The 21769-nt window shown below is 42.1% G+C and carries 25 protein-coding genes and 1 other annotated feature; of the genes, 23 read left to right on the top strand and 2 right to left on the bottom strand.

Translation table 11 applies throughout. From position 1 onward, the window contains the following. Positions 1–52: 52 nt before the first annotated feature. The 20 genes from ACLGGR_RS14980 (at position 53) to pheA (ending at position 16398) form a co-directional block, all read left to right on the top strand. Positions 53–1357 carry a bifunctional folylpolyglutamate synthase/dihydrofolate synthase gene (locus ACLGGR_RS14980; protein ID WP_410973371.1) on the top strand — a complete coding sequence of 435 codons (1305 nt, stop codon included), beginning with the start codon at positions 53–55 and terminating at the stop codon, positions 1355–1357. 364 nt (positions 1358–1721) lie between these two features. Next, entirely contained in the window at positions 1722–1952 is a 231-nt protein-coding gene (locus ACLGGR_RS14975) for a DUF3951 domain-containing protein (protein WP_410973370.1), read from the top strand. A gap of 434 nt (positions 1953–2386) precedes the next feature. After that, complete coding sequence (locus tag ACLGGR_RS14970; protein WP_410973369.1) at positions 2387–3118, top strand: prepilin peptidase; 732 nt, start codon at positions 2387–2389, stop codon at positions 3116–3118. A gap of 157 nt (positions 3119–3275) precedes the next feature. After that, positions 3276–4298, top strand: a complete 1023-nt coding sequence (locus ACLGGR_RS14965) for an SPOR domain-containing protein (RefSeq protein WP_410973368.1) — start codon at positions 3276–3278, stop codon at positions 4296–4298. A 177-nt stretch (positions 4299–4475) separates the two neighbouring features. Continuing rightward, positions 4476–5045, top strand: coding sequence for a Maf family protein (locus ACLGGR_RS14960; protein ID WP_144471278.1), 570 nt, complete (start codon positions 4476–4478; stop codon positions 5043–5045). Between the two features lie 47 nt (positions 5046–5092). Then, entirely contained in the window at positions 5093–5767 is a 675-nt protein-coding gene (radC, locus tag ACLGGR_RS14955) for a RadC family protein (RefSeq protein WP_267587548.1), read from the top strand. Between the two features lie 89 nt (positions 5768–5856). Continuing rightward, positions 5857–6876: a rod shape-determining protein gene (locus ACLGGR_RS14950; RefSeq protein ID WP_410973367.1), complete on the top strand. Its 1020-nt coding sequence runs from the start codon at positions 5857–5859 to the stop codon at positions 6874–6876. A gap of 27 nt (positions 6877–6903) precedes the next feature. Further along, a complete protein-coding gene (gene mreC, locus ACLGGR_RS14945) occupies positions 6904–7803 on the top strand; it encodes a rod shape-determining protein MreC (RefSeq protein ID WP_024423163.1) in 900 nt (299 codons plus the stop codon). Then, positions 7800–8318, top strand: coding sequence for a rod shape-determining protein MreD (mreD, locus tag ACLGGR_RS14940; protein WP_142945556.1), 519 nt, complete (start codon positions 7800–7802; stop codon positions 8316–8318). Before mreC ends, mreD begins: the two co-directional genes overlap by 4 nt. A 54-nt stretch (positions 8319–8372) precedes the next feature. Next, complete coding sequence (minC, locus tag ACLGGR_RS14935; protein ID WP_046311942.1) at positions 8373–9056, top strand: septum site-determining protein MinC; 684 nt, start codon at positions 8373–8375, stop codon at positions 9054–9056. 2 nt (positions 9057–9058) lie between these two features. After that, complete coding sequence (minD, locus tag ACLGGR_RS14930; RefSeq protein ID WP_017358134.1) at positions 9059–9862, top strand: septum site-determining protein MinD; 804 nt, start codon at positions 9059–9061, stop codon at positions 9860–9862. 218 nt (positions 9863–10080) lie between these two features. Further along, positions 10081–10872, top strand: coding sequence for a peptidoglycan DD-metalloendopeptidase family protein (locus ACLGGR_RS14925; protein ID WP_410973366.1), 792 nt, complete (start codon positions 10081–10083; stop codon positions 10870–10872). After that, the gene (locus ACLGGR_RS14920) at positions 10865–11734 is read left to right on the top strand and encodes a M50 family metallopeptidase (RefSeq protein WP_142945553.1); all 870 of its coding nucleotides are present in this window, start codon (positions 10865–10867) and stop codon (positions 11732–11734) included. The genes ACLGGR_RS14925 and ACLGGR_RS14920 overlap by 8 nt, the downstream gene beginning before the upstream one ends. 66 nt (positions 11735–11800) lie before the next feature. Beyond that, positions 11801–11873, top strand: a sequence feature (ribosomal protein L21 leader region). Positions 11874–11885: 12 nt separating this feature from the next. Then, positions 11886–12194 carry a 50S ribosomal protein L21 gene (gene rplU / locus ACLGGR_RS14915; protein WP_003216781.1) on the top strand — a complete coding sequence of 103 codons (309 nt, stop codon included), beginning with the start codon at positions 11886–11888 and terminating at the stop codon, positions 12192–12194. A 14-nt stretch (positions 12195–12208) separates the two neighbouring features. After that, entirely contained in the window at positions 12209–12547 is a 339-nt protein-coding gene (locus tag ACLGGR_RS14910) for a ribosomal-processing cysteine protease Prp (protein WP_034279847.1), read from the top strand. A gap of 12 nt (positions 12548–12559) precedes the next feature. Then, complete coding sequence (rpmA, locus tag ACLGGR_RS14905; protein WP_003216586.1) at positions 12560–12844, top strand: 50S ribosomal protein L27; 285 nt, start codon at positions 12560–12562, stop codon at positions 12842–12844. A gap of 257 nt (positions 12845–13101) precedes the next feature. Next, a complete protein-coding gene (locus ACLGGR_RS14900) occupies positions 13102–13695 on the top strand; it encodes a sporulation initiation phosphotransferase B (RefSeq protein ID WP_142945552.1) in 594 nt (197 codons plus the stop codon). A gap of 21 nt (positions 13696–13716) precedes the next feature. Then, the gene (gene obgE, locus ACLGGR_RS14895) at positions 13717–15003 is read left to right on the top strand and encodes a GTPase ObgE (protein WP_039180364.1); all 1287 of its coding nucleotides are present in this window, start codon (positions 13717–13719) and stop codon (positions 15001–15003) included. Between the two features lie 54 nt (positions 15004–15057). Further along, positions 15058–15501, top strand: a complete 444-nt coding sequence (locus tag ACLGGR_RS14890; protein ID WP_008342790.1) for an ACT domain-containing protein — start codon at positions 15058–15060, stop codon at positions 15499–15501. A gap of 18 nt (positions 15502–15519) precedes the next feature. Next, on the top strand, positions 15520–16398 hold the full coding sequence (gene pheA / locus ACLGGR_RS14885; RefSeq protein ID WP_251216435.1) for a prephenate dehydratase: 879 nt from the start codon (positions 15520–15522) through the stop codon (positions 16396–16398). Positions 16399–16421: 23 nt separating this feature from the next. Here pheA and ACLGGR_RS14880 read toward each other — a convergent pair whose 3' ends face one another. Next, entirely contained in the window at positions 16422–16964 is a 543-nt protein-coding gene (locus ACLGGR_RS14880) for a transcription repressor NadR (RefSeq protein WP_142945551.1), read from the bottom strand. Positions 16965–16967: 3 nt separating this feature from the next. After that, entirely contained in the window at positions 16968–18110 is a 1143-nt protein-coding gene (locus tag ACLGGR_RS14875) for an IscS subfamily cysteine desulfurase (protein WP_410973365.1), read from the bottom strand. 94 nt (positions 18111–18204) lie between these two features. Between ACLGGR_RS14875 and nadB the strand changes: the two genes are divergently transcribed. The 3 genes from nadB to nadA are packed head-to-tail and all read left to right on the top strand — an operon-like array spanning position 18205 to position 21720. Beyond that, positions 18205–19779, top strand: coding sequence for an L-aspartate oxidase (nadB, locus tag ACLGGR_RS14870; RefSeq protein WP_410973364.1), 1575 nt, complete (start codon positions 18205–18207; stop codon positions 19777–19779). After that, entirely contained in the window at positions 19761–20624 is an 864-nt protein-coding gene (gene nadC, locus ACLGGR_RS14865; protein WP_410973363.1) for a carboxylating nicotinate-nucleotide diphosphorylase, read from the top strand. Before nadB ends, nadC begins: the two co-directional genes overlap by 19 nt. After that, positions 20611–21720, top strand: coding sequence for a quinolinate synthase NadA (gene nadA / locus ACLGGR_RS14860; protein WP_410973362.1), 1110 nt, complete (start codon positions 20611–20613; stop codon positions 21718–21720). Before nadC ends, nadA begins: the two co-directional genes overlap by 14 nt. Positions 21721–21769: the final 49 nt, after the last annotated feature.

The following is a 21769-nucleotide window of genomic DNA, read 5'->3' as shown; positions in this document are numbered from 1 at the left end:
GCTCCTAATGAAATGGAGTCGTCTTTTTTGAAAATTTCGTATGAAATGAGAGATGACATTGTTTACAACCTATCATGAAGCGATTGAGTGGATTCACAGCAGACTGGCCTTTGGCGTAAAACCGGGTCTTGAACGAATGAAATGGCTGATGAACAGACTAGGAAATCCGGAACAAAGCATAAAAGCAGTACATGTTGCAGGTACAAATGGTAAAGGATCAACCATTGCGTTTACACGTTCTGTTTTACAGGCAGCCGGCTATTCAGTTGGAACTTTTACCTCCCCATTTATACTAACGTTCAATGAAAGAATCAGCGTGAACGGAGTGCCTATAGAGGATGAAGAATGGCTGAGTTTGGTGAATAAAATCAAGCCTCTTGTTGATGAATTAGATCAAACAGAGCTTGGTGCAGCAACAGAATTTGAAATCATTACAGCATGTGCATTTGCTTATTTTGCTCATGTGCACCAAGTAGACTTTGTCCTTTTGGAAACAGGGCTTGGCGGAAGGCTTGATTCTACAAATATTGCTCTGCCTATCTTAACAGCGATTACGTCGATTGGTCATGATCATATGGCCATTTTAGGTGACACACTTGAACAAATTGCAGCTGAAAAAGCGGGCATTATCAAAGAGGGTATTCCAATGATCACGGCAGTTCACCAGCCTGAAGCTCTTGCTGTCATTCAAAACACAGCCAAAGAAAAGAATACCAAATGTATTTCATTACATGATACTTGTAGTTTTGATGAGCAGCAGCCGACAGAAACAGGGGAACGTTTCACATTACGCACATCAAGAGGGCAGTATCCGCAGCTTGAAACAGGATTAATTGGAACGCATCAAAGGCAAAATGCTTCTCTTGCTGTTTTACTCATTGAATGGCTGGAGCAGGAAGGCTATATTAGCGTGACAGAAGAGCAAATATATGAGGGCATTCGGCAGGCAGTTTGGGCTGGGAGATTTGAAAAGGTTAAAGATCAGCCTTCAGTGTATTTAGACGGCGCTCATAATGAAGAAGGGATCGACCGTTTAATTGAAACCGTACAAGCTCATTTTTCTAGTAAACAGGTGCATGTATGTTTTAGTGCTTTAAAAGACAAGCCGTACAAGCAAATGATTCAAAAGCTTGAAGCCGTTAGTTCTTCTATCCATTTTGTTTCATTTGATTTTCCAAGAGCCGAATCAGCTGAAAATCTTTATGTATGCAGTCAGTTAGACGCAAAGTCGTATGATGATGACCCTCGTACAGTGCTTGAGTTCATTCAGAAAAAAAGTGATGATCCTTCAGCGGTGATTCTTGTGACAGGCTCTCTTTATTTTATTTCAGATATACGAAATCGTATTTTAAGGTAATCAAAAGACGCAATTGCTTTTATGCAATGTGCGTCTTTTTCTTTGGAAATGTAAATGAGCCGGTTTACTAGATACTCAAGTTGAAGCGCTGATGACGGGAAGGAATTCTACATGGAGTAAACATATTTAATTCGATGCCCGCCCCTTCTTATTCCCTCAATGATGGTTTATGAGATATTTTTAATCAAATTTCAATTCAAGTAATGACTGCTGCTTTTTTGGGATGGATTATTTTGGGTTTAATATAACTATATAGTAAAATAGATGAAAAGGTGTATCGCGTAGTATTAATTTATAAATTAACAGATTGTAATTTAATTTTTAAAACCCTTTCCCTCAATTTTCATCTGAAAGGAGGAATAACTTGTTTATTATTAGTGGAGTACTTCTTTCTTTTATGTTATTAATAGTTGTTTTAATAGTTGTAATCCTTTTTAAACGAATTATTTTAGGGAAAAGCATAGGTGTTTACTATACTCCCTTTGACAATATTACTGGAAACACCAGTATTGAATTTCATGAAGAGCAAAATGAAGAAGAAAATGAAGACGATCAAGGTAATGATAAGGATGAAAATAATGGGGAAATATTCTAGCCGCTATTAAATAATTAATTATTTAATAGTGATGGAAGTGTAGTTGAGATAATATATGGTGTTAATTTTAGTGCTCATCTTACAAAACGGGCGTAAAAATAATTGCAAGATTAAGTATATGAAGATTTTATATAGGACGGGTAAGCTTCGATCTTGTGCTCTTTCTTGTTAGGATATCTGCTTTATTATCTTGTCATATTTGATCAAAAATTTGTGAATTTGAAGGGAAAGGGTTTAGGTATTTGTACACTTTTTCTCAGATGTTCGAAATCGTATTTTAAGGTAATCAAAAGACGCAATTTCTTCTATGTAATGTGCGTCTTTTTTCTTTTGAAATGTAAAAGAGGGGGGAGAATCACATTTTCATTAGGTGTTCAAGGTGAATCGCTATGGTACAATCCGGGATATTCTATTTCCGGAAGGGGTTACTGAATATGATTGGCATTTTTGTGTTTCTTGCAGGCATCACCATGGGGTCGTTCTTTCATTTAGTTGGTGAAAGGCTGCCACTGAAGCGGTCTATTCTTTTTCCTCGTTCTCACTGCACAGCCTGTAAACAGCCGCTTTCCTTGCGCGAGATGATCCCGCTAGTTTCGTATGCATTATTGAGGGGGACTTGTAAACATTGCGGCACTCGGCTGTCTTTACTATATCCAATGGTTGAGCTGCTGTCAGGCAGTCTTTTTTTGCTCATATATAGAATCGCTGGTGTTTCGTTTGAAGGTCTTTTCCTTGTGATTCTTTGTAGTTTATTTGTGATTGCTGTCGTGAGCGATCTCCTTTATATGAGGGTGCCAAACGAGCTGTTTCTCTTCTTTTTCCCTCTTTTCGTCATATACCGCACGCTTGAACCTCTACTTATTTGGTGGGAAGGAGCGGCTTCGCTTCTTTTTTGCTTTCTCTTGTTTTATAGTTTAGATCGGTTCAAGCCAAATAGCATGGGCGGAGCTGATATGAAGCTGTTCGGAGTGCTTGCATTCTGCTTAGGATTCAAGCCATTCCTTCTCATTCTTTTCCTCTCGTGTATCGCTGGAATCGTCTATGCGAAGGTTTTTTCGTTTCGATTAGATGAGCCATTTCCTTTTGTTCCTGCGATCTCCTTTTCTTTTTGGCTGTATCTCTATGGAGCTCATATCATGTTCCCGTTCGCCGGGTCGATCGGTTGAAAAAATTGGCGAACACTTTTTTTCCCTGCCGACAAAAGTCTTGTTCTTTTTTTTTTTCGCTATGTTAAAGTGTGAAACAGAAAGAAGGACGGGTTACATTCGCGCTGATTCATTGGACAAAAAGGTCTTTCTTAAAAACAATGTCAGAAAGCGGGGAATGACAGTGAAAAAAAGGCAGGCAAAAAAACAAGGGTTAAAAGTCAATATTAATGGCAAAGAAGAAATGCTTCATGAAGATGACCACCAGCCGCCAAAAACAAAACAGCAAGAGGATGATCAAGTGACGTTTTCGAATTGGGAGGAAAAAAGGCAGTCAGAACAGGAGACAGCTGCTTCCGAGGAAGAACCGGCTAAACCGAAAGAAGAAGATTTCCAGTGGGATGACGCAGCTGATCATATTTATCATTCTGACCCAAAGGTCGTGACACCATATCAAAAGAAAAAAGGCTCCTTTGATCAGAAGTTCGGTAAAAACCGCGGCCCGTTTAAGAGAGTGATGACAACGATTGTGTTTGCAGTGGTTCTTGGGACAGGCCTTGGTGTGTTTGCACTTAGCTTAAGCCAAGATGGTACTCAGAATCCATCAGGGGGAGATATCAGCGTTTCAGCGTCCGGAAATCAATCATCGATGAAAGCGGGCGGGGATGCGCCGCCAGCAGATACTGCTGATGAATCAAAAGAGAATAAAGATGAAAAAAGCGCCTCTGGCAGTTTTTCAACATATGTCGTACAGGCTGGAAAGTTTTCCTCTGAAAAAGGAGCAGATGAATTAGTTGGCAGTTTAAAAGAAGCAGGATATGCGGGGAAAAAGGTCTCAATGGATGATGGCTATTATGTCATTGCTGGGCTTGCGACAGAACAGGGCATGACAAGTGCTGTTGGGAAGAAGCTGATTGATCAGCACTTTGAAGCGTGGGGAGGCAAGGAGCTCTCATTTCAAGTACCGGAGGAGCTGACTAGTTTAATAGAAAAGGCATCTGTTTTATCCTCTAAGGTCATTGCAGGGGATGATGTGGATCAAAAGGACGTTACGCAGCTGATCTCTGAGCTTGAAAGTGCCAAAACAATGGACGCACCAGCTAAAAGCAGTTTGCTGAAAGCGGTGCAGCTGTTAAATGAACCTACTGCTGAAAACGGGTGGAAATCTCAGCAGGCACTGCTTGATCAATTAAATACGTAAAATCATATTTTAAGAAACCAAACTAGTCAAAAAATGACTAGTTTTTTTCTTTTGCATCCAACATAATGATGAAGGAACATGAAAAATGAATTTTCGTAAATTGTCGGTAAGATGTACATTTGATAGGATGAATGGGTATCTTACTTCTTAGGCTAAACCCTGAAAGGATGAACAAACATGAACCAATTGATTCTTGCATCTCAATCCCCTAGAAGAAAAGAATTGCTTGATCTAGCAGGGTTTTCTTATGACATTCAAGCAAGTCAATTAAAAGAAGAAATAAATCGAAACTTTTCTCCTGCAGAGAACGTCCAATGGTTGGCAGAACAAAAAGCAAGTGATATTCAAACATTATATCCCGAAGCTGTGATTATTGGTGCAGATACGATTGTTGCAATTGACGGCAAATGTCTTGGGAAACCTAAAGACAAGGAAGAAGCGGCCTCAATGCTTCAATTATTGTCAGGAAAGACACATCAAGTCTTGACGGGTGTCACGATTCAGTCAGAGAATAGAAAAGAAACATTTTATGAACAGACAGAAGTGACATTTTGGACACTTACGCAAAATGAAATAGACCGCTATATCGAAACGGGAGAACCGCTCGATAAAGCGGGGAGCTATGGCATTCAAGGAAAAGGCGCACTGTTTGTTCAAAAAATAGATGGTGATTATTTTTCCGTTGTAGGTCTCCCTATTGCCAAAACAGTTAGAGTGCTCGAAACATTTGGAATCACCCCTTTTTGATGACAGGAAGGAATCTAAAAGGAGTGGGCATCATGAACGATTTCCCTATGTTGCTAAAGCATTTTCCTCAAGATGAAAAGCCGAGAGAACGATTTATGAAATATGGTCCCGGCAGTATGTCAAACCATGAACTTGTTGCGATTCTTTTAAGGACAGGCACAAAAAAGGAATCAGTTCTCCAAATTTCCGCAAGACTTCTGCAAACATTTGGCGGTCTTCGCTCTGTAAGAGAAGCCTCAATTGAAGAAATGTCGAAGATTCGAGGAGTTGGAAAGGCGAAGGCGATCGCTCTTTTAGCTGCTTTAGAACTCGGCACTAGATTACACCATCAAACGACGGACAACCGCTATGTGATCCGCACACCAGAGGATGGGGCAAACTATGTGATGGAAGATATGAGGTTTTTACAACAGGAGAATTTCGTATGTCTATACCTCAATACAAAGAATCAGGTTCTTCATAAACATACTGTGTTTATTGGAAGTCTGAACTCATCCATCGTTCACCCGCGTGAAATTTTCAAAGAGGCCTTTAAACGGTCCGCTGCTTCATTTATATGTGTGCACAACCATCCATCTGGAGACCCGACGCCGAGCAGGGAAGATATTGAAGTCACTCAGCGGCTTTTTGAATGTGGAAAGCTGATTGGAATACAGCTGCTTGATCATCTTGTCATAGGTGATCAAAAATTTGTGAGTTTGAAGGAAAAAGGGTATTTGTAACACTTTTTTTTTCAATGTTTTACGATATAATAGAGTTTATGAGTTTTTCCCTAAGGGAATTTTGGTTTAAGAAAGGAAGATACATACATATGTTTGGAATTGGTACAAAAGACCTTGGAATAGATCTTGGAACAGCGAATACGCTTGTTTTTATTAAAGGAAAAGGCATTGTTGTGAGAGAACCTTCGGTCGTAGCCTTGGAAACTGATACGAAGTCTATAGTGGCAGTCGGAAATGATGCTAGAAACATGATTGGCCGTACACCTGGTAATGTTGTTGCATTACGCCCAATGAAAGACGGAGTCATTGCAGATTACGAGACGACAGCAACAATGATGAAATATTACATTAATCAAGCATTAAAAGGCAAAGGGCTTTTTGCTCGTAAACCTTACGTCATGGTATGTGTACCATCTGGTATTACAGCTGTAGAAGAGCGTGCAGTCATTGATGCAACAAGACAAGCTGGTGCACGTGACGCATACCCGATTGAAGAACCATTTGCTGCGGCAATCGGTGCTAACCTGCCTGTATGGGAGCCAACAGGAAGTATGGTTGTGGACATTGGCGGCGGTACAACAGAGGTAGCGATTATTTCTCTTGGCGGCATTGTGACATCACAATCAATCCGCGTGGCAGGAGATGAAATGGATGATGCGATCAGCAGCTACATCCGTAAAACGTATAACCTAATGATCGGTGATCGTACGTCAGAAGCGATTAAAATGGAAATCGGTTCTGCGCAGCCTGATGTACATGCTGAGATGGATATTCGCGGACGAGACCTTTTAACAGGTCTGCCAAAAACAATCTCTATTACGGCAGAAGAGATTGCAAAAGCGCTTCGCGATACGGTGGAAACAATTGTTGATGCAGTGAAAATGACTCTTGAAAAAACCCCGCCTGAGCTGGCAGCAGATATTATGGACCGCGGAATTGTTTTAACAGGAGGCGGTGCATTGCTTCGTAATCTTGACAAAGTCATTAGTGATGAAACGAAAATGCCAGTTATAATTGCAGAAGACCCGCTTGATTGTGTGGCAATCGGAACAGGGAAAGCACTAGAACATATTCATTTGTTCAAAGGAAAATCAAAAGATAATCGATAATCGGGCGTAATTAAAGAGGTGTAAGACATGCCGCAGTTTTTTATGAATAAAAGATTAATGTTGCTCCTTGTCTGTGTCATCGTACTGGTGGCCATGATTGGTTTTTCAGTGAAAAGCGGCAGAGGTGCTTCATGGCCGGAAAAATTAGTGGGGGATACGACAGGCTTTTTTCAAGGTGTCTTTCATAAACCATCACAATTTATTGCCGGTATTTATGGGAACGTACAAGATTTAAAGAACACATATGATGAAAACGAGCGTCTTCGAAAAAAACTTGATGGACAAACCCAATATGAGGCGAAACTTCAAGAACTAGAAGATGAGAACAAAAAGCTTCGCAAACAGCTCGGCTATGTGAACTCTATTCGTGACTACACGCCAATTCTATCAACTGTTATCGCAAGAAACCCATCTCTTTGGGATAGCTTTGTGATGATTGATAAAGGGAAAAAACAAGGCGTTGAAAAAGATATGGCGGTCACAAATGAGAGTGGTGCGTTAATTGGGAAGATTGAAAGTGATAAGCTCAACAATTTTACTTCGACTGTAAGGTTGCTAAGCTCTACTGACCAAAATAATAGAATTTCAACGAAAATTTTTGCGAAAAAGGGCAAAGAAGAACTCAATGGAATCATTAACGGTTATGACAGCAAGAAAAAAATGCTGACTATGAATATTCTGAAATCCGATGCAGATGGGGATGTCAAAAAAGGAGATCTTGTTGAAACATCTGGAGCAGGGGGCGTATTCCCGCAAGGTTTGACGATTGGTAAGGTGAGTGAAATTGAGCCAGACCATTACGGCCTGACAAAGATCATTTACGTAGAACCAGCGGCTGAACTCAACAATTTAGACCGCGTGATTGTGGTGAATCGCAGTACAAGTACGGCAGATGCATCTGAATTGACGAAGGAGGAAGGCTCGTGAAACGTGTCCTTCTTGCTTTCGTCATGTTGTTTATCTTCGTATTTGACAGCATTTTTGTTGATTTAGTGAAGCTCCCATTTGTTTCAGAGAATCAAATTTTAGCTCCTCATTTCATTTTACTCGCACTTGTATTTATGACTGCTTTTGTGAATCAAAAATATGGTGTGATTTACGGATTTATCTTTGGACTTTTATATGATATTTCATATACAGGCATACTTGGTGTTCATATGTTTGGCTTTGGGGCGCTTTGCTATTTGCTAGCAAAAGCTTTTAAAGTTTTGCAAACGAATATGTTAGTTGTCGTCTTTCTGTCGATTATTGCTGTTTCCGTGATGGAGTTTTATGTATACGGCGTTCAAGCGACAATTCAACCAGGGATTATGCCGTTTAATACGTATGTCATCGAACGCTTTATTCCAACGATTCTTTTAAATACTGCTGCGTCTCTCATACTTGTTGTGCCGCTAAGGCTCTTTTTCACCTATGTGAAGCAAGAACTGATCGACGAATAAAAGCAGGAGTTTGTCCAATTACGGCGAAATGAGTATGTTGTTGAGGTGAGCATCTTGAAAACTCAAAAACAGCAATATGTGACGATAAAAGGTACAAAAAACGGATTAACTTTACAGTTAAATGATGACTGTTCGTTTGATGACCTTCTTTCTGGCTTGCGAGAGGTTCTATTACTTGAGCAATATACAGATGGAAGAGAAGGACATAAGGTCAATGTGCATATTAAGCTTGGTTTTCGTTATTTAACAGAGGATCAGGAGACACGTTTGACCGAAGCGGTGTCTGAAAATGAACATCTCGTTATCCACTCAATTGAAAGTGACGTCATGTCAACTGAAGAGGCGAGACGATTAAAAGCAGAGGCTGAAATTACTTCTGTAGCAAAAATTGTACGCTCTGGACAGGTGCTGTATGTCGAAGGAGATCTTTTATTAATAGGAGATGTCAATCCTGGCGGAACGATTCGCGCAGGGGGAAATATTTTTGTGCTTGGCGCATTAAAAGGTGTGGCGCATGCTGGATGTAATGGCAACAAACAGGCTGTAATTGCGGCATCACATATGATTCCAACACAGCTTCGCATCGCACAAGTTATTAACCGTGCACCAGATCAAAAAGAAGATGGAAATGAAATGGAATGTGCTTATTTAGATATAGATGGCAATATGATCATTGAACGCCTGCAGCAATTGGCTCATATAAGACCTAATCTGACAAGGCTTGAGGGAGGAATGTGAAATTGGGCGAGGCTATTGTGATTACCTCAGGAAAAGGCGGCGTTGGCAAAACAACAACATCTGCAAACTTAGGCACAGCACTAGCAATTCAAGGGAAAAAGGTGTGTCTAGTTGATACCGACATCGGCCTTCGGAATCTGGATGTCGTGATGGGGCTGGAAAACCGCATTATTTATGATCTAGTTGATGTAGTAGAAGGAAGATGCAAAATTCACCAAGCGCTTGTAAAAGATAAGCGTTTCGAGGATCTTTTGTATCTTTTACCTGCTGCTCAAACAAGCGATAAAACGGCTGTAGAGCCGGAACAGATCAAAGAATTAATTCAATCATTGAAACAAGACTTTGATTATGTTGTTATTGACTGCCCTGCTGGAATTGAGCAAGGCTTTAAAAATGCTGTATCCGGTGCAGACAAGGCCATTGTCGTGACGACACCTGAAATCTCAGCTGTGAGAGATGCGGACCGAATCATTGGTTTGTTAGAACAAGAAGATATCGAACCCCCTCGTTTGATTGTCAACCGTATTCGTACACACATGGCGAAAAATGGCGATTCAATGGATGTGGATGAAGTTGTACATCACCTATCAATTGATCTACTTGGCATCGTAGCAGATGATGATGATGTGATTAAGGCTTCAAACAATGGTGAACCAATTGTCATGGATGCTAAAAATAAAGTATCGATTGCATATCGCAATATTGCCCGCCGGGTACTAGGGGAATCAGTACCGCTTCAATCTTTTGAAGAAGAAAACAAGGGAATGTTTGCAAAGCTGAAAGCATTTTTTGGTGTAAGAGCATAATCACTTAACTGTGATAGAAAACCTTTGCAGTCTAGGAAAAGCGCTGCCTTTGCGAAGCGAATTCGATATTCGTGAGCACCGGAGCGCAGACCTGACACCGAATGCGAGGGTTTGTCTACCCGCTGAGACCGATTCGATGAGAATCGGTCTTTTTGTTGCATATCAGATGAGGTTGTCACATAAAATGTACAAACTGTTTGTATGTAAAGGGTGATCTCATGAAAAGAGTGGACGAGTACCGAAAGAAAATCGCGCAGCGCCGCAAAACAAAGCAGCCAGCTGCTCCCCCTAAGAAGACGGCTTTCAAGAAAAAAGAAGATATCCCGCCATGGGTTATGCTGACAGAGGAAGAAAAGCATTCTGGCTCGACCTCCTACGAACCGGCGGCTCACCAGCCAAAGAAATACCGTCATCCCTTATTTAACCCGAATACCTTTGTGCTTAAATGCTTATTATCAGCGTCCCTTGTGTTGATTGCAGCCATTTCATTTAAAGGTCAGGCAGGTCCGTTTCAGCAGCTGAAGCCAATGATTACTCAGACCTTTGAGCAAGATTTTCAATTTGCTGCTGCCAACCGCTGGTTTGAAAAAACAGTTGGGCATCCGCTGGCCTTTTTAACCGAGAAAAAAGATGGCCAAAAGGACGTGCAAGCAAATCAAGAACTGGCTGTTCCTGCCTCTGGTAAAGTGCAGGAATCCTTTACGCAAAATGGAGCAGGGGTCAAAGTCGAGACATCAGCTGAAGCGATTGATAGTATGAAGGAAGGCTACGTGGTCGAGGTGAAAAAGAAAAGCGATACAGGGCTTACCGTGGTGGTGCAGCATGCAGATAACAGCTATAGCTGGTACGGTCAATTAAAGAAAGCCGATGTGGCCTTATACGATTTTGTCGATAAGGGTGAAAAAATTGGCCAGATTTCGCTTGATGATCAAGGAAAGGGCACGTATTACTTTGCCATTAAGCAAAATGAACAATTTATCGATCCTATTCAGGTGATGACCTTTGAATAGATGGCTGCTTATGCTGACGAAAATTCACATCCATCCGCTGCTGTGGATTGTGATGGCGTTTGCGATTCTGTCAGGTCAAATCAAGCCGCTGCTTTGTCTGCTCGTTATTGTCTGTGTTCATGAACTTGGACATGCAGCGGCTGCCTGCTATTATCATTGGCGCATTCGGCGGATTTTTTTACTGCCATTTGGCGGGACGGTGGAAGTAGAGGAACATGGGAACCGTCCGTTAAAAGAAGAGCTGGCGGTCATTTTGTGCGGGCCGCTTCAGCATGTACCGCTCCAGCTCATGGCATGGCTTTTCATGGAGGCTTCTCTTATCTCGCACGACGTCTTTACGATGTTTACCTTTTATAATATGGCGATTTTTCTTGTGAATCTTTTGCCCGTTTGGCCGCTTGATGGCGGAAAATTAGTCTTTTTGCTCTTATCTGTTTTTTACCCTTTCCAACGTGCACATGCTCTCGCAATAAAAGGCTCACTTGTCTTTTTCGGCCTATTGACAGGAGGGTTACTTTTGTTTGCACCGCTGCAATTCAATGGCTGGGTGCTGCTCACTTTTTTAGCTTATTCACTCGTGATGGAGCACAGACAGCGGCATTACGTCAGGGTTCGCTTTTTACTAGAACGGTATTACGGTAAAAAAGAGCAAAAGGTAGAAAAACTGATTCCGCTGAGAGCAAGTGCAGAGGAAAAAGTATACGAAGTGATAGCACGATTTCAAAGGGGCTGCAAACATCCGATTATTATTGAAAGAGATGGCGTGAAGATGAGCCAGCTTGATGAAAATGAACTGCTTCATGCGTATTTTTCAGATCGCAGAACCACCTCCTCAATGGAAGAGCTTCTTTTACCGTACTAATGGTGAAAATACATTGACATTCTGCGTCTAGTTTGATATATTTTTTAATGTTATGGATATGTAGCACCCGTGCTACAACCGCGCGAAGCAGGTGTAAAGAGCCTATGGCCCCCTGTATTCGGCGAGTCTGAGTTTATTAGGAGGTGCAGAGATGTACGCAATTATCGAAACTGGTGGTAAACAAGTAAAAGTTGAAGAAGGTCAAACTGTTTATGTTGAAAAACTAGCTGCTGAAGCAGGTGAAACAGTAACTTTCGAAAACGTATTGTTTGTCGGCGGAGACACTGTCAAAGTGGGTAACCCTTCAGTTGCTGGAGCAACAGTAACGGCTAAAGTTGAAAAACAAGGTCGCGGTAAGAAAATTACTGTGTTCAAGTACAAACCGAAGAAAAACAACCACAAGAAACAAGGTCATCGTCAACCTTACACTAAAGTTGTTATCGAAAAAATCAACGCTTAAGGCGTGTGAGTGATATGATCAAAGCAACCATTACTCGGTCTTCAGCAGATGAAAGCATTACGTCTTTTCAGATGACTGGACATGCCGAGTTTGCTGAAAAAGGTCAGGATCTCGTTTGTGCAGGTGTATCTGCTGTTGTTTTCGGCTCAGTCAATTCAATTATTGCACTGACAGGATTGGACCCACTGCTCGATATTGGTGAAGAAGGCGGCTATTTCTCTTTTGAACTGCCAGCTGATACAGATCCAGTATCCTTTGAAAAAGCCCAGCTGCTTTTAGAAGGCATGGTCGTTTCCTTAGAGACAATTGAACGAGATTATCACGATTATGTGAGAATATCAACAAAAAAATAGGAGGTGAACTTCATGCTTAGATTAGATCTTCAATTTTTCGCATCTAAAAAAGGGGTAGGTTCTACAAAGAACGGACGTGACTCTGAGTCTAAACGTTTAGGCGCTAAACGTGCTGATGGTCAATTCGTAACTGGTGGTTCTATCCTTTATCGTCAACGTGGAACGAAAATCTATCCAGGTGAAAACGTTGGACGCGGAGGCGACGACACTCTTTTCGCTAAAATCGACGGAACAGTTAAATTCGAACGTTTCGGTCGTGACCGTAAAAAAGTGAGCGTATATCCTGCGGCACAATAATTGCTAAAAACTCCGGTCATTGACTGGAGTTTTTTTCACTTTTACAAGCAGTACCCGAAGATGATAAAAGAAGATGCACTCCATAAATATCAAAGAACGTTTGCTGACTTTGCCTCATTTTCTCCTATACGATCAGAAAAAACAACCTTTCCTCACATAACTAGTGTTTTTCTATGCTGTCTTCTCTGTTATAATTCAGGGAGACATATTGATGATAAGACTCCTAAAAGAGAGACCAAACGATTGGGAGTGCGATAATGGAAGAGATACCAAGTAAAGAAAATGAAAAATTAACTCACGTTGCATTAACAAATGAATTGATTGATCTGCTCAGTCGTTCAAGACACGACTGGATGAATAAATTACAGCTGATCAAAGGCAACTTGACATTAGAAAAATATGACCGCGTGTTTGAAATTATAGAAGAAATGGTCATTGAAGCACAGCATGAATCCAAACTCTCAAATTTAAAAATTCCCCAATTGGCCTATTCCTTTCTAACATTTAATTGGGAGTCGCATTTTATCACCTTAGAATATGAAGTGCTTGGTGAAACCCGAGACTTATCAGCATATGAATCGCAGCTGCTAACGGTATCACAGGAGTTGTTTTCGATATTCGATCAATCAGTTTGTCAAAAAACTGAAAATCATTTAACGGTCACTTTCCAAACAGATCATGAAGAAAATGATGTGATCTTATATTTTGATTTCAAAGGAAAATTAACAAGTTTGGATGCGTTAAATGCGTTTCATGACGCAAACTATCCATGTATGAGTATAACGCAATTTCATGTGACGCCTCATGAGTCCATGATTGAGCTTTGTTTGAGGCAAGAACGAGATATGTGATGCAGAGAAACGGAGGAAGTTATGTTTGTAGATCAGGTTAAAGTGTATGTTAAAGGCGGTGACGGCGGAAACGGTATGGTGGCGTTCCGTCGTGAAAAATATGTACCAAAGGGCGGCCCAGCAGGCGGCGACGGCGGAAATGGTGCAGATGTTGTATTTGAAGTAGACGAAGGACTTAGAACGTTAATGGACTTTCGTTATAAGCGTCATTTCAAGGCTGACCGCGGTGAGCACGGAATGAGTAAAAACCAGCATGGCCGAAATGCGGAAGAAATGATTGTCAAAGTTCCGCCGGGTACGGTTGTAACAGATGCAGAGACGGAACAAGTACTAGCTGACTTGACAGAGCATGGGCAGCGGGCTGTGATTGCCAAAGGCGGACGTGGCGGACGTGGAAATTCACGCTTCGCAACACCAGCAAACCCTGCACCACAGCTGTCTGAAAACGGTGAGCCAGGTAAAGAACGTGACGTCATCTTAGAATTAAAAGTACTTGCAGATGTTGGACTTGTTGGTTTCCCAAGTGTCGGGAAGTCAACGCTGCTTTCGATTGTCTCTTCTGCGAAACCAAAAATTGCGGATTATCATTTTACAACGCTTGTGCCGAACCTCGGAGTTGTTGAAACAGACGATAACCGAAGCTTTGTTATGGCGGATCTGCCAGGACTGATCGAAGGAGCGCACGAAGGCGTTGGCTTAGGTCATCAATTTTTACGTCATATTGAGCGTACACGTGTCATTGTCCATGTCATTGATATGTCTGGACTTGAAGGGCGTGACCCATACGAAGACTACGTGACGATTAATGAAGAGCTTGAGCAATACAATATGAGATTGACAGAGCGTCCGCAAATCATTGTTGCGAACAAAATGGACATGCCAGATGCAGCTGACAATCTAGCGGCATTTAAAGAAAAATTAACGGATGACTATAAAGTGTTCCCGATTAGTGCGATCACAAGAGAAGGACTTCGTGAGCTCTTATTTGAAATTGCCAATCAGCTTGAAACAACACCGGAATTCCCGCTCTATAATGAAGAGGAGCTGTCGGATAACCGCGTGATGTACAGATTTGATGAGGGCGATGCACCATTTGAGATCTCAAGAGATCCTGATGGTACGTTTGTGTTAACGGGTAAAGCACTTGAGCGACTCTTTAAGATGACAGATTTTTCAAGAGATGAATCCGTTAAACGATTCTCTAGACAGCTGCGCGGAATGGGTGTCGATGATGCCTTGCGTGAGCGCGGTGCAAAAGATGGCGACATCATTCGTCTGCTTGAATTTGAATTCGAATTTATTGATTGATCAAAAGGAGGGTCCAGTTATGGGCTCTCCCGTTTTTAAAAGGGGAGAAAACAGGTGAAAGAAGAAACGTTCTATTTAGTAAGAGAGGATGTACTTCCAGATGCGATGCGAAAAACGCTTGAGGTCAAAAAGCTTCTTGATCGCAAAAAAGCGGATTCAGTTGCTGATGCTGTTCAAAAAGCGGATTTAAGCCGCAGTGCTTTTTATAAATACCGAGATGCTGTTTTTCCTTTTTATACGATGGTGAAAGAGCAGATCATCACATTGTTTTTCCACCTTGAGGATCGGTCTGGGGCTTTGTCAAGACTGCTTCAAATCGTGGCTGACTCTGGCTGTAATGTGTTATCCATTCACCAAACGATTCCGCTGCAAGGAAGAGCGAATGTCACCTTATCAATTAGTACAGCTGGAATGGCAGATGATATCAATACCGTCATGAATCAATTAAGAAAGCTTGAATTTGTCGAAAAAGTCGAAATTCTAGGTTCTGGGGCGTAAAAGGAGAGATCATAGCAGATGAAGCAATTAACTGTAGGTTATTTTGGACCAGAGGCAACATTTACTCATTTGGCCGTATGCTCTTGTTTTCCAAAAGATGCGGTGCAGCGTGCCTATGCAACAATTCCGCAATGTATGGATGCTGTGTCAAAGGGCGAAGTCGATTTGGCAGTCGTTCCACTTGAAAATGCACTCGAAGGATCTGTGAACTTAACGATTGATTATTTAATTCATGAAGAAGCGCTGTCCATTGTGGGGGAAATGACAGCACCAATTCGGCAGCATTTGCTTGTCCACCCATCAAGAGCGGACAGCTGGGAGACGTTAGATGTCATTCAGTCGCATCCTCACGCGATTGCTCAGTGTCATCAATTTCTGAAAAAGCAGTACCCTCATATTCCTCATCGGCCAGTGGAATCAACAGGCTATGCAGCAAAATATATCAGTGAGCATCCAGATGAAGCTGTTGGGGCTATTGCCAATGAAATTGCCGCAAAAACGTATGGATTGACGATTGCGAAAAAAGACATTCATGATTATCCGCACAACCATACACGTTTTGTGATTTTACATAAAGATCCTAATGCATCGTTCCCAATGAATTCTGGTTTCTCATCAAAACCAAAAACGACTATTGTGGTCAGTCTGCCAAAGGATGACCAATCAGGCGCATTGCACCGTGTGCTGTCTGCTTTTTCTTGGCGGAATCTCAACTTGTCAAAAATTGAATCTCGTCCGACAAAAACAGGTCTTGGACATTATTTATTTATTATTGATATTGAAAAAGAAATGGATGATGTTCTAGTCCCTGGTGCGATTCAAGAATTAGAAGCGATTGGCTGTGAGGTCAAGCTGCTCGGCAGCTATCAAACCTATGAATTAACGAATGAAAAATAGTGTCCCATGAGGACACTATTTTTTTAGTCTTTTATTAAAAACCCAGCATCATCCAGCGCTTGAATGGCTTGGTCAAGCTGCTTTTGGCTGTAAGAAGTGAGAGTATGCAGGTGCACGCCGTCTGTTAGTTCTGACAAATAGGACGCGCCGGTGTTAGAAATATGATGCACAAAATCAGCGACTTGTTTCCGTGTGCTGACGCGAATAGAGGCCGTCAGTTCACCATAAACAGGGTGCTCAATGATCACATCTTTCACCGTCACTCCAAAGTCTACAATCAAGGTCAGTTCCTCTTCTGTACGAGCAGGATCATGCTTGCAGGCGATGATTTGTTCAATTTCTTTTTCTGGCGCATGCTGCGCTGCCATATACACATAGCCTTGGCTTGTGGCAATAATGGGTTCGTTTTTTGCTTTTAATAATGAGATATCTTGTACAATGACTTGTCGAGAGACAGCCGCTTTTTTTGCTAAAAAGCTTCCGGTAAGCGGTGTGTCTGTTTCTTTCAGCCACTCTAAAATGGCGGTTCTTCTTTCTTCGCCAATGAGTTTCCTCTCTTGCTCCACGTCCTAAGCTCCCTTCTTCTCCTTTTGCAAATGCTCAAATGTATGCAAAAGCTGATCGATGTCCTCTTTTGATGACTGCCATCCAAATGATAGTCGAATAAATTGAAGGGCATCACGATCTGATACACGTAATGCCTTCACAGCAGGGGAAGGATGATGATAACCAGAAGCACACGCGCTTCCAGTTGATAGACAAATCCCATGCCGATTACATGCTAACATTACATATTGTCCTTCAAACCCTTCAAAAAAACAACCAATAATATGAGGCAGCGTGCGGCGGTTGTCATTGTCCTCAAGTGTACGAACAGGCAGCTGTCTTATTTTTAACTGCTGAAGAAAATAATCACGCAGCTGCTCATCTAATTTATGCTGTTCATCCAGCCTAAGCATCGTTTGTTCACTTGCGGCAGCAAAAGCACCGATACACGGAACGTTCACTGTCCCTGGACGTAAGCCATTTTCCTGAACTGCCCCTCTATATAAAGGTTTCCAAGGAACATGTGCGCCCATATAAACGGCACCAGCGCCTTTAGGAGCATACACTTTATGACTTGAGATGGACACGGCATCGACTCCAAGGTCTTTGATGGACACACGAATCTTTCCAAATGTTTGCACAGCATCAGTATGAAATAGAATGTTCCTTTCTTTTAAAAGAGGCGCTAATTCAGCAAGCGGTTGGATAATCCCTGTTTCTGAATTAGCGTGCTGAATAGATACTAGCCCTGTTTCAGGCAATAATGCTTCTTTGAGAATGTCCTCTGTAACGATTCCATCCTGATTCGGTTCAATGATCGTGACTTTTACGCCAAGACGCTCTAAGCTGCTAACTGCATGATGAACAGAAGGGTGCTCAACTGAAGTTGTGATGACATGCTGTTGATGCGCTGGCAGTCCATTGATGATCGATTGAATCGCAAGGAGATTGGATTCAGTTCCACCGCTTGTAAAGTAGACTCCATCTGGTTCACCCTCGATCATGGCAGCGAGTGATTGTCTGCTGTAAGACAATATGTCATTTGCTTTTCCCCCAGCATCATGAAGACTGCTTGCATTTCCGTAGAAATTTTTACTGAGTTGCTCAAAAACATGCAGTGCTTCCTCTGAAACAGGTGTAGAAGCTGCGTAATCTAAATAAACCAACCTATCCATCTCCCGTGTGAAAATTTTTTCTTGTATTTATTTTAGTGTTGTGTAATGATATGTGTCAAGACAGGTGTAAATGACAGGAGGGGCGATGGTGTCATCAATCAAAAAAGTTATTGTGGTGGGATCAGGCATTGCAGCGCTTTCCTTTGCAAAAACCATTTCGAAAAACTGCCAGGTCATCATGATGACAAAAAAACAATTTTCATCTAGTAATTCCATGCTGGCACAAGGTGGAATCGCTGCTGCCTTTTCAGCACATGATTCAGCTGAGCAGCATGTGCAAGATACACTAGCTGCCGGCTGTGATCACAATGATGAAAGAACCGTACAAGAAATCGTGAAACTTGGAAAGCACCTTGTGGAGCAGCTCGTAGCAGAAGGCTGTCCATTTGATCAAGATGAGATGGGAGAGCCGCAATTAGGCAAAGAGGGGGCACACACCACTCATCGCATCTTGCACGCGGGAGGAGATCAAACAGGGAAAACCCTTGTACAGTATCTAAAAAGTCAGCTCGGATCACATATTCATTTATACGAATATCATCATGTCATTGATCTATTGGTTCATGAAGGGACATGTACGGGTGTTGTATGGAAAGACGAGAAAGGACACGTACATACGATGACCGCAGATGCCGTTGTTTTATCAACTGGCGGCTGCGGCTCCCTATATGAGACAAACACAAATGATCCTTCTGTAACAGGAGACGGGCTGATGATGGCCTATCGAGCCGGTGCGCAATTAGTGGATCTCGAATTTGTTCAATTCCATCCTACTCTTTTAACAATCGCTGGAAAAGCAGTTGGTCTCATTTCAGAGGCAGTACGAGGAGAGGGAGCTTATTTAGAAGATGAAACAGGCAGGCGGATCATGAAAGGTATTCACCCACAAACTGATTTAGCACCTAGAGATGTGGTCGCTAGAGCAATTTTTCATGAGCAGCAATTAGGTCATCAATTGTATCTTAACATCCATGATATTCCGCATTTTTCAACTCGTTTTCCAGCAATAGATGCAATGTGTCAGCGTGCAGGCGTCGATATGGCAAGCGGCAGGCTGCCAATTTCCCCCGGTATGCACTTTTTAATGGGCGGAATCAGCGTCAATGAATATGGAGAAACCACTGTTCCAGCGCTATTTGCCATTGGAGAAGCGGCCTGTACTGGCTTACACGGTGCGAATCGATTGGCGAGTAATTCTCTTCTGGAAGGTCTCGTGTTAGGCAGCAAAGCGGCACAAAAAATTGAACAGCTCCCTAAACAGAAAGAAATAAGTCCACCTTTTTCTATTCGAGAAATATGGCGAGTCCCAATGATTTCAAAGGCTGTGCTGAGACAATGGATGGCTACATATGCGGCCATTGTGAGAGATGAAAAAGGTTTGCAGACTTTGCTTCATTCGTTGCAACATATCACTTTTCAGCAAATTAATGTGAAGGATATCACAAATGAACAGATCGAATTAAGCAATCAATGGGCATTAGCGATTTGCCTTGCTCAATCTGCATTACTTCGTACAGAAAGCAGAGGCGGCCATTATCGAATGGATTATCCAGAGCGAAGTGATGCGTTGTGGCAGGGTAGGCAGATTGTTCATGAAAAAGGTCACATTCATATCATGAAAAATGAAAGGATCGGTGCCAAATGGAACGTTTACAGTTAAAACAAATGCTCACTCATTTTTTCACAGAAGATATTGGCTTTGGAGATGTATCAGCTGATGCCATCTTTGGAGACAAGAAAGGAACAGCTCTTATCATTGCGAAACAATCTGGTGTATTGGCAGGATCACAATTAATTGATATAGGGTACCGACTGTTGAATGAACAAATTCAAACTGAGCTGTTTTTTCAAGAAGGTGATTGGATTCATTCAGGCGCTTTACTGGCGAAAATAAAGGGCCCAGTCAACGACCTATTAAAGGGAGAAAGGGTCATTTTAAATCTATTGCAGCGAATGACAGGTATCGCCACCTTAACACATGAGGCGGTGCAGCGATTAGGCGACCCGTCAATTACGATTTGTGATACGAGAAAAACGACACCCGGCTTGCGTATGTTAGAGAAATACGCAGTAAAGACAGGCGGTGGAAAGAATCATCGCTTTGGCTTATCAGATGGGGTGATGATTAAAGATAATCATATTGCCGCATGCGGCTCTATCCGTGAAGCTGTAGAGAAAGCAAGAGCATATGCCGGTCATATGGTGAAAATTGAAGTGGAAATTGAATCAGAAACGCAGCTAATGGAAGCCATTGAAGCAAAAGCGGATGTCATCATGTTTGATAACTGCTCTCCGGACGAGGTAAAACGTTTTAAACAAATGACGCCAGAGTCCATTCTGACAGAGGCTTCAGGGGGAATCACGTTAGAGACATTGCCAAGCTACAGGGGGACAGGAGTCGATCTTATTTCACTTGGTTTTCTGACTCATTCTGCTCCAGCGTTTGATTTTAGTATGAATATGGAATTCAGTCATAAAGGGGGAACGACTCATGTCCATGCTTAATGTATTAGCCAATCAACATGCAGTCATGATGCCAGATGAATATAAACACCGCTCTGAAGATGAGATGAAGCAGCGAGTGTTAGAAATTAAGCGGGCTTTTGGCTCAAAGCTTTTTATACCGGGCCACCATTATCAAAAGGATGAGGTTATCGAATTTGCAGATGCAACAGGAGATTCATTGCAGCTGGCGCAAATAGCGGCTGACAATCACGAGGCTGAATACATTGTGTTCTGCGGTGTTCACTTTATGGCAGAAACGGCAGATATGCTGTCAAACAAGAATCAAAGCGTCGTATTGCCAGATATGAGGGCAGGCTGTTCAATGGCAGATATGGCAAACATGAAACAAACAGACAGAGCATGGGAGCAGCTCACTGATCTGTTTGGGGATACAATACTTCCGCTTACGTATGTCAATTCAACAGCAGATATTAAAGCATTTGTCGGCAAGCATGGCGGGGCAACTGTTACTTCATCAAACGCTAAAAAAGTACTCGAGTGGGCACTGACACAAAAAGAGCGGATTTTGTTTCTCCCTGATCAGCACCTAGGGCGTAATACGGCTTTTGATTTAGGTATTCCGCTAGAAGAAATGGCTGTGTGGGATCAGATAGAAGAAAAGCTCATCACCGATCAGCCGCTTTCCCGTATTAAGATGATTTTATGGAAAGGCCATTGCTCCGTACACGAGAAGTTTACCGTTCGGAATATAGAAGAAATGAGAAAAAAAGACCGTGACATTCAAATTCTTGTTCATCCTGAATGCACGCATGAGGTCGTAAGGGCTTCTGACCTAGCAGGTTCAACGAAATTTATTATTGATACGATCAAACAGGCACCAGCAGGAAGCAAATGGGCAATTGGAACAGAGATGAATTTAGTCAAACGGATCATAGCGCAGCACCCAGATAAACAAATTGAATCCCTCAACCCAGATATGTGTCCATGCTTGACTATGAACCGGATTGATCTGCCTCATTTGCTATGGTCGCTTGAAAGCATTGAGAAGGGTCAGCCGGCCGGGTTGATACAGGTCGATGAAGACATCACAAAAGACGCATTGCTTGCACTCAAGAAAATGCTCGCCATTAAATAATGAATCAGCCCCTCCTATCAGAAAACAAGTTTTTATCATATCGGCTTGT

It is taken from the genome of Bacillus sp. BD48, assembly GCF_046566805.1.
GTDB classification, from domain to species: Bacteria; Bacillota; Bacilli; order Bacillales; family Bacillaceae; genus Bacillus; species Bacillus safensis.
This window is presented reverse-complemented; position numbering and strand designations above follow the sequence as displayed.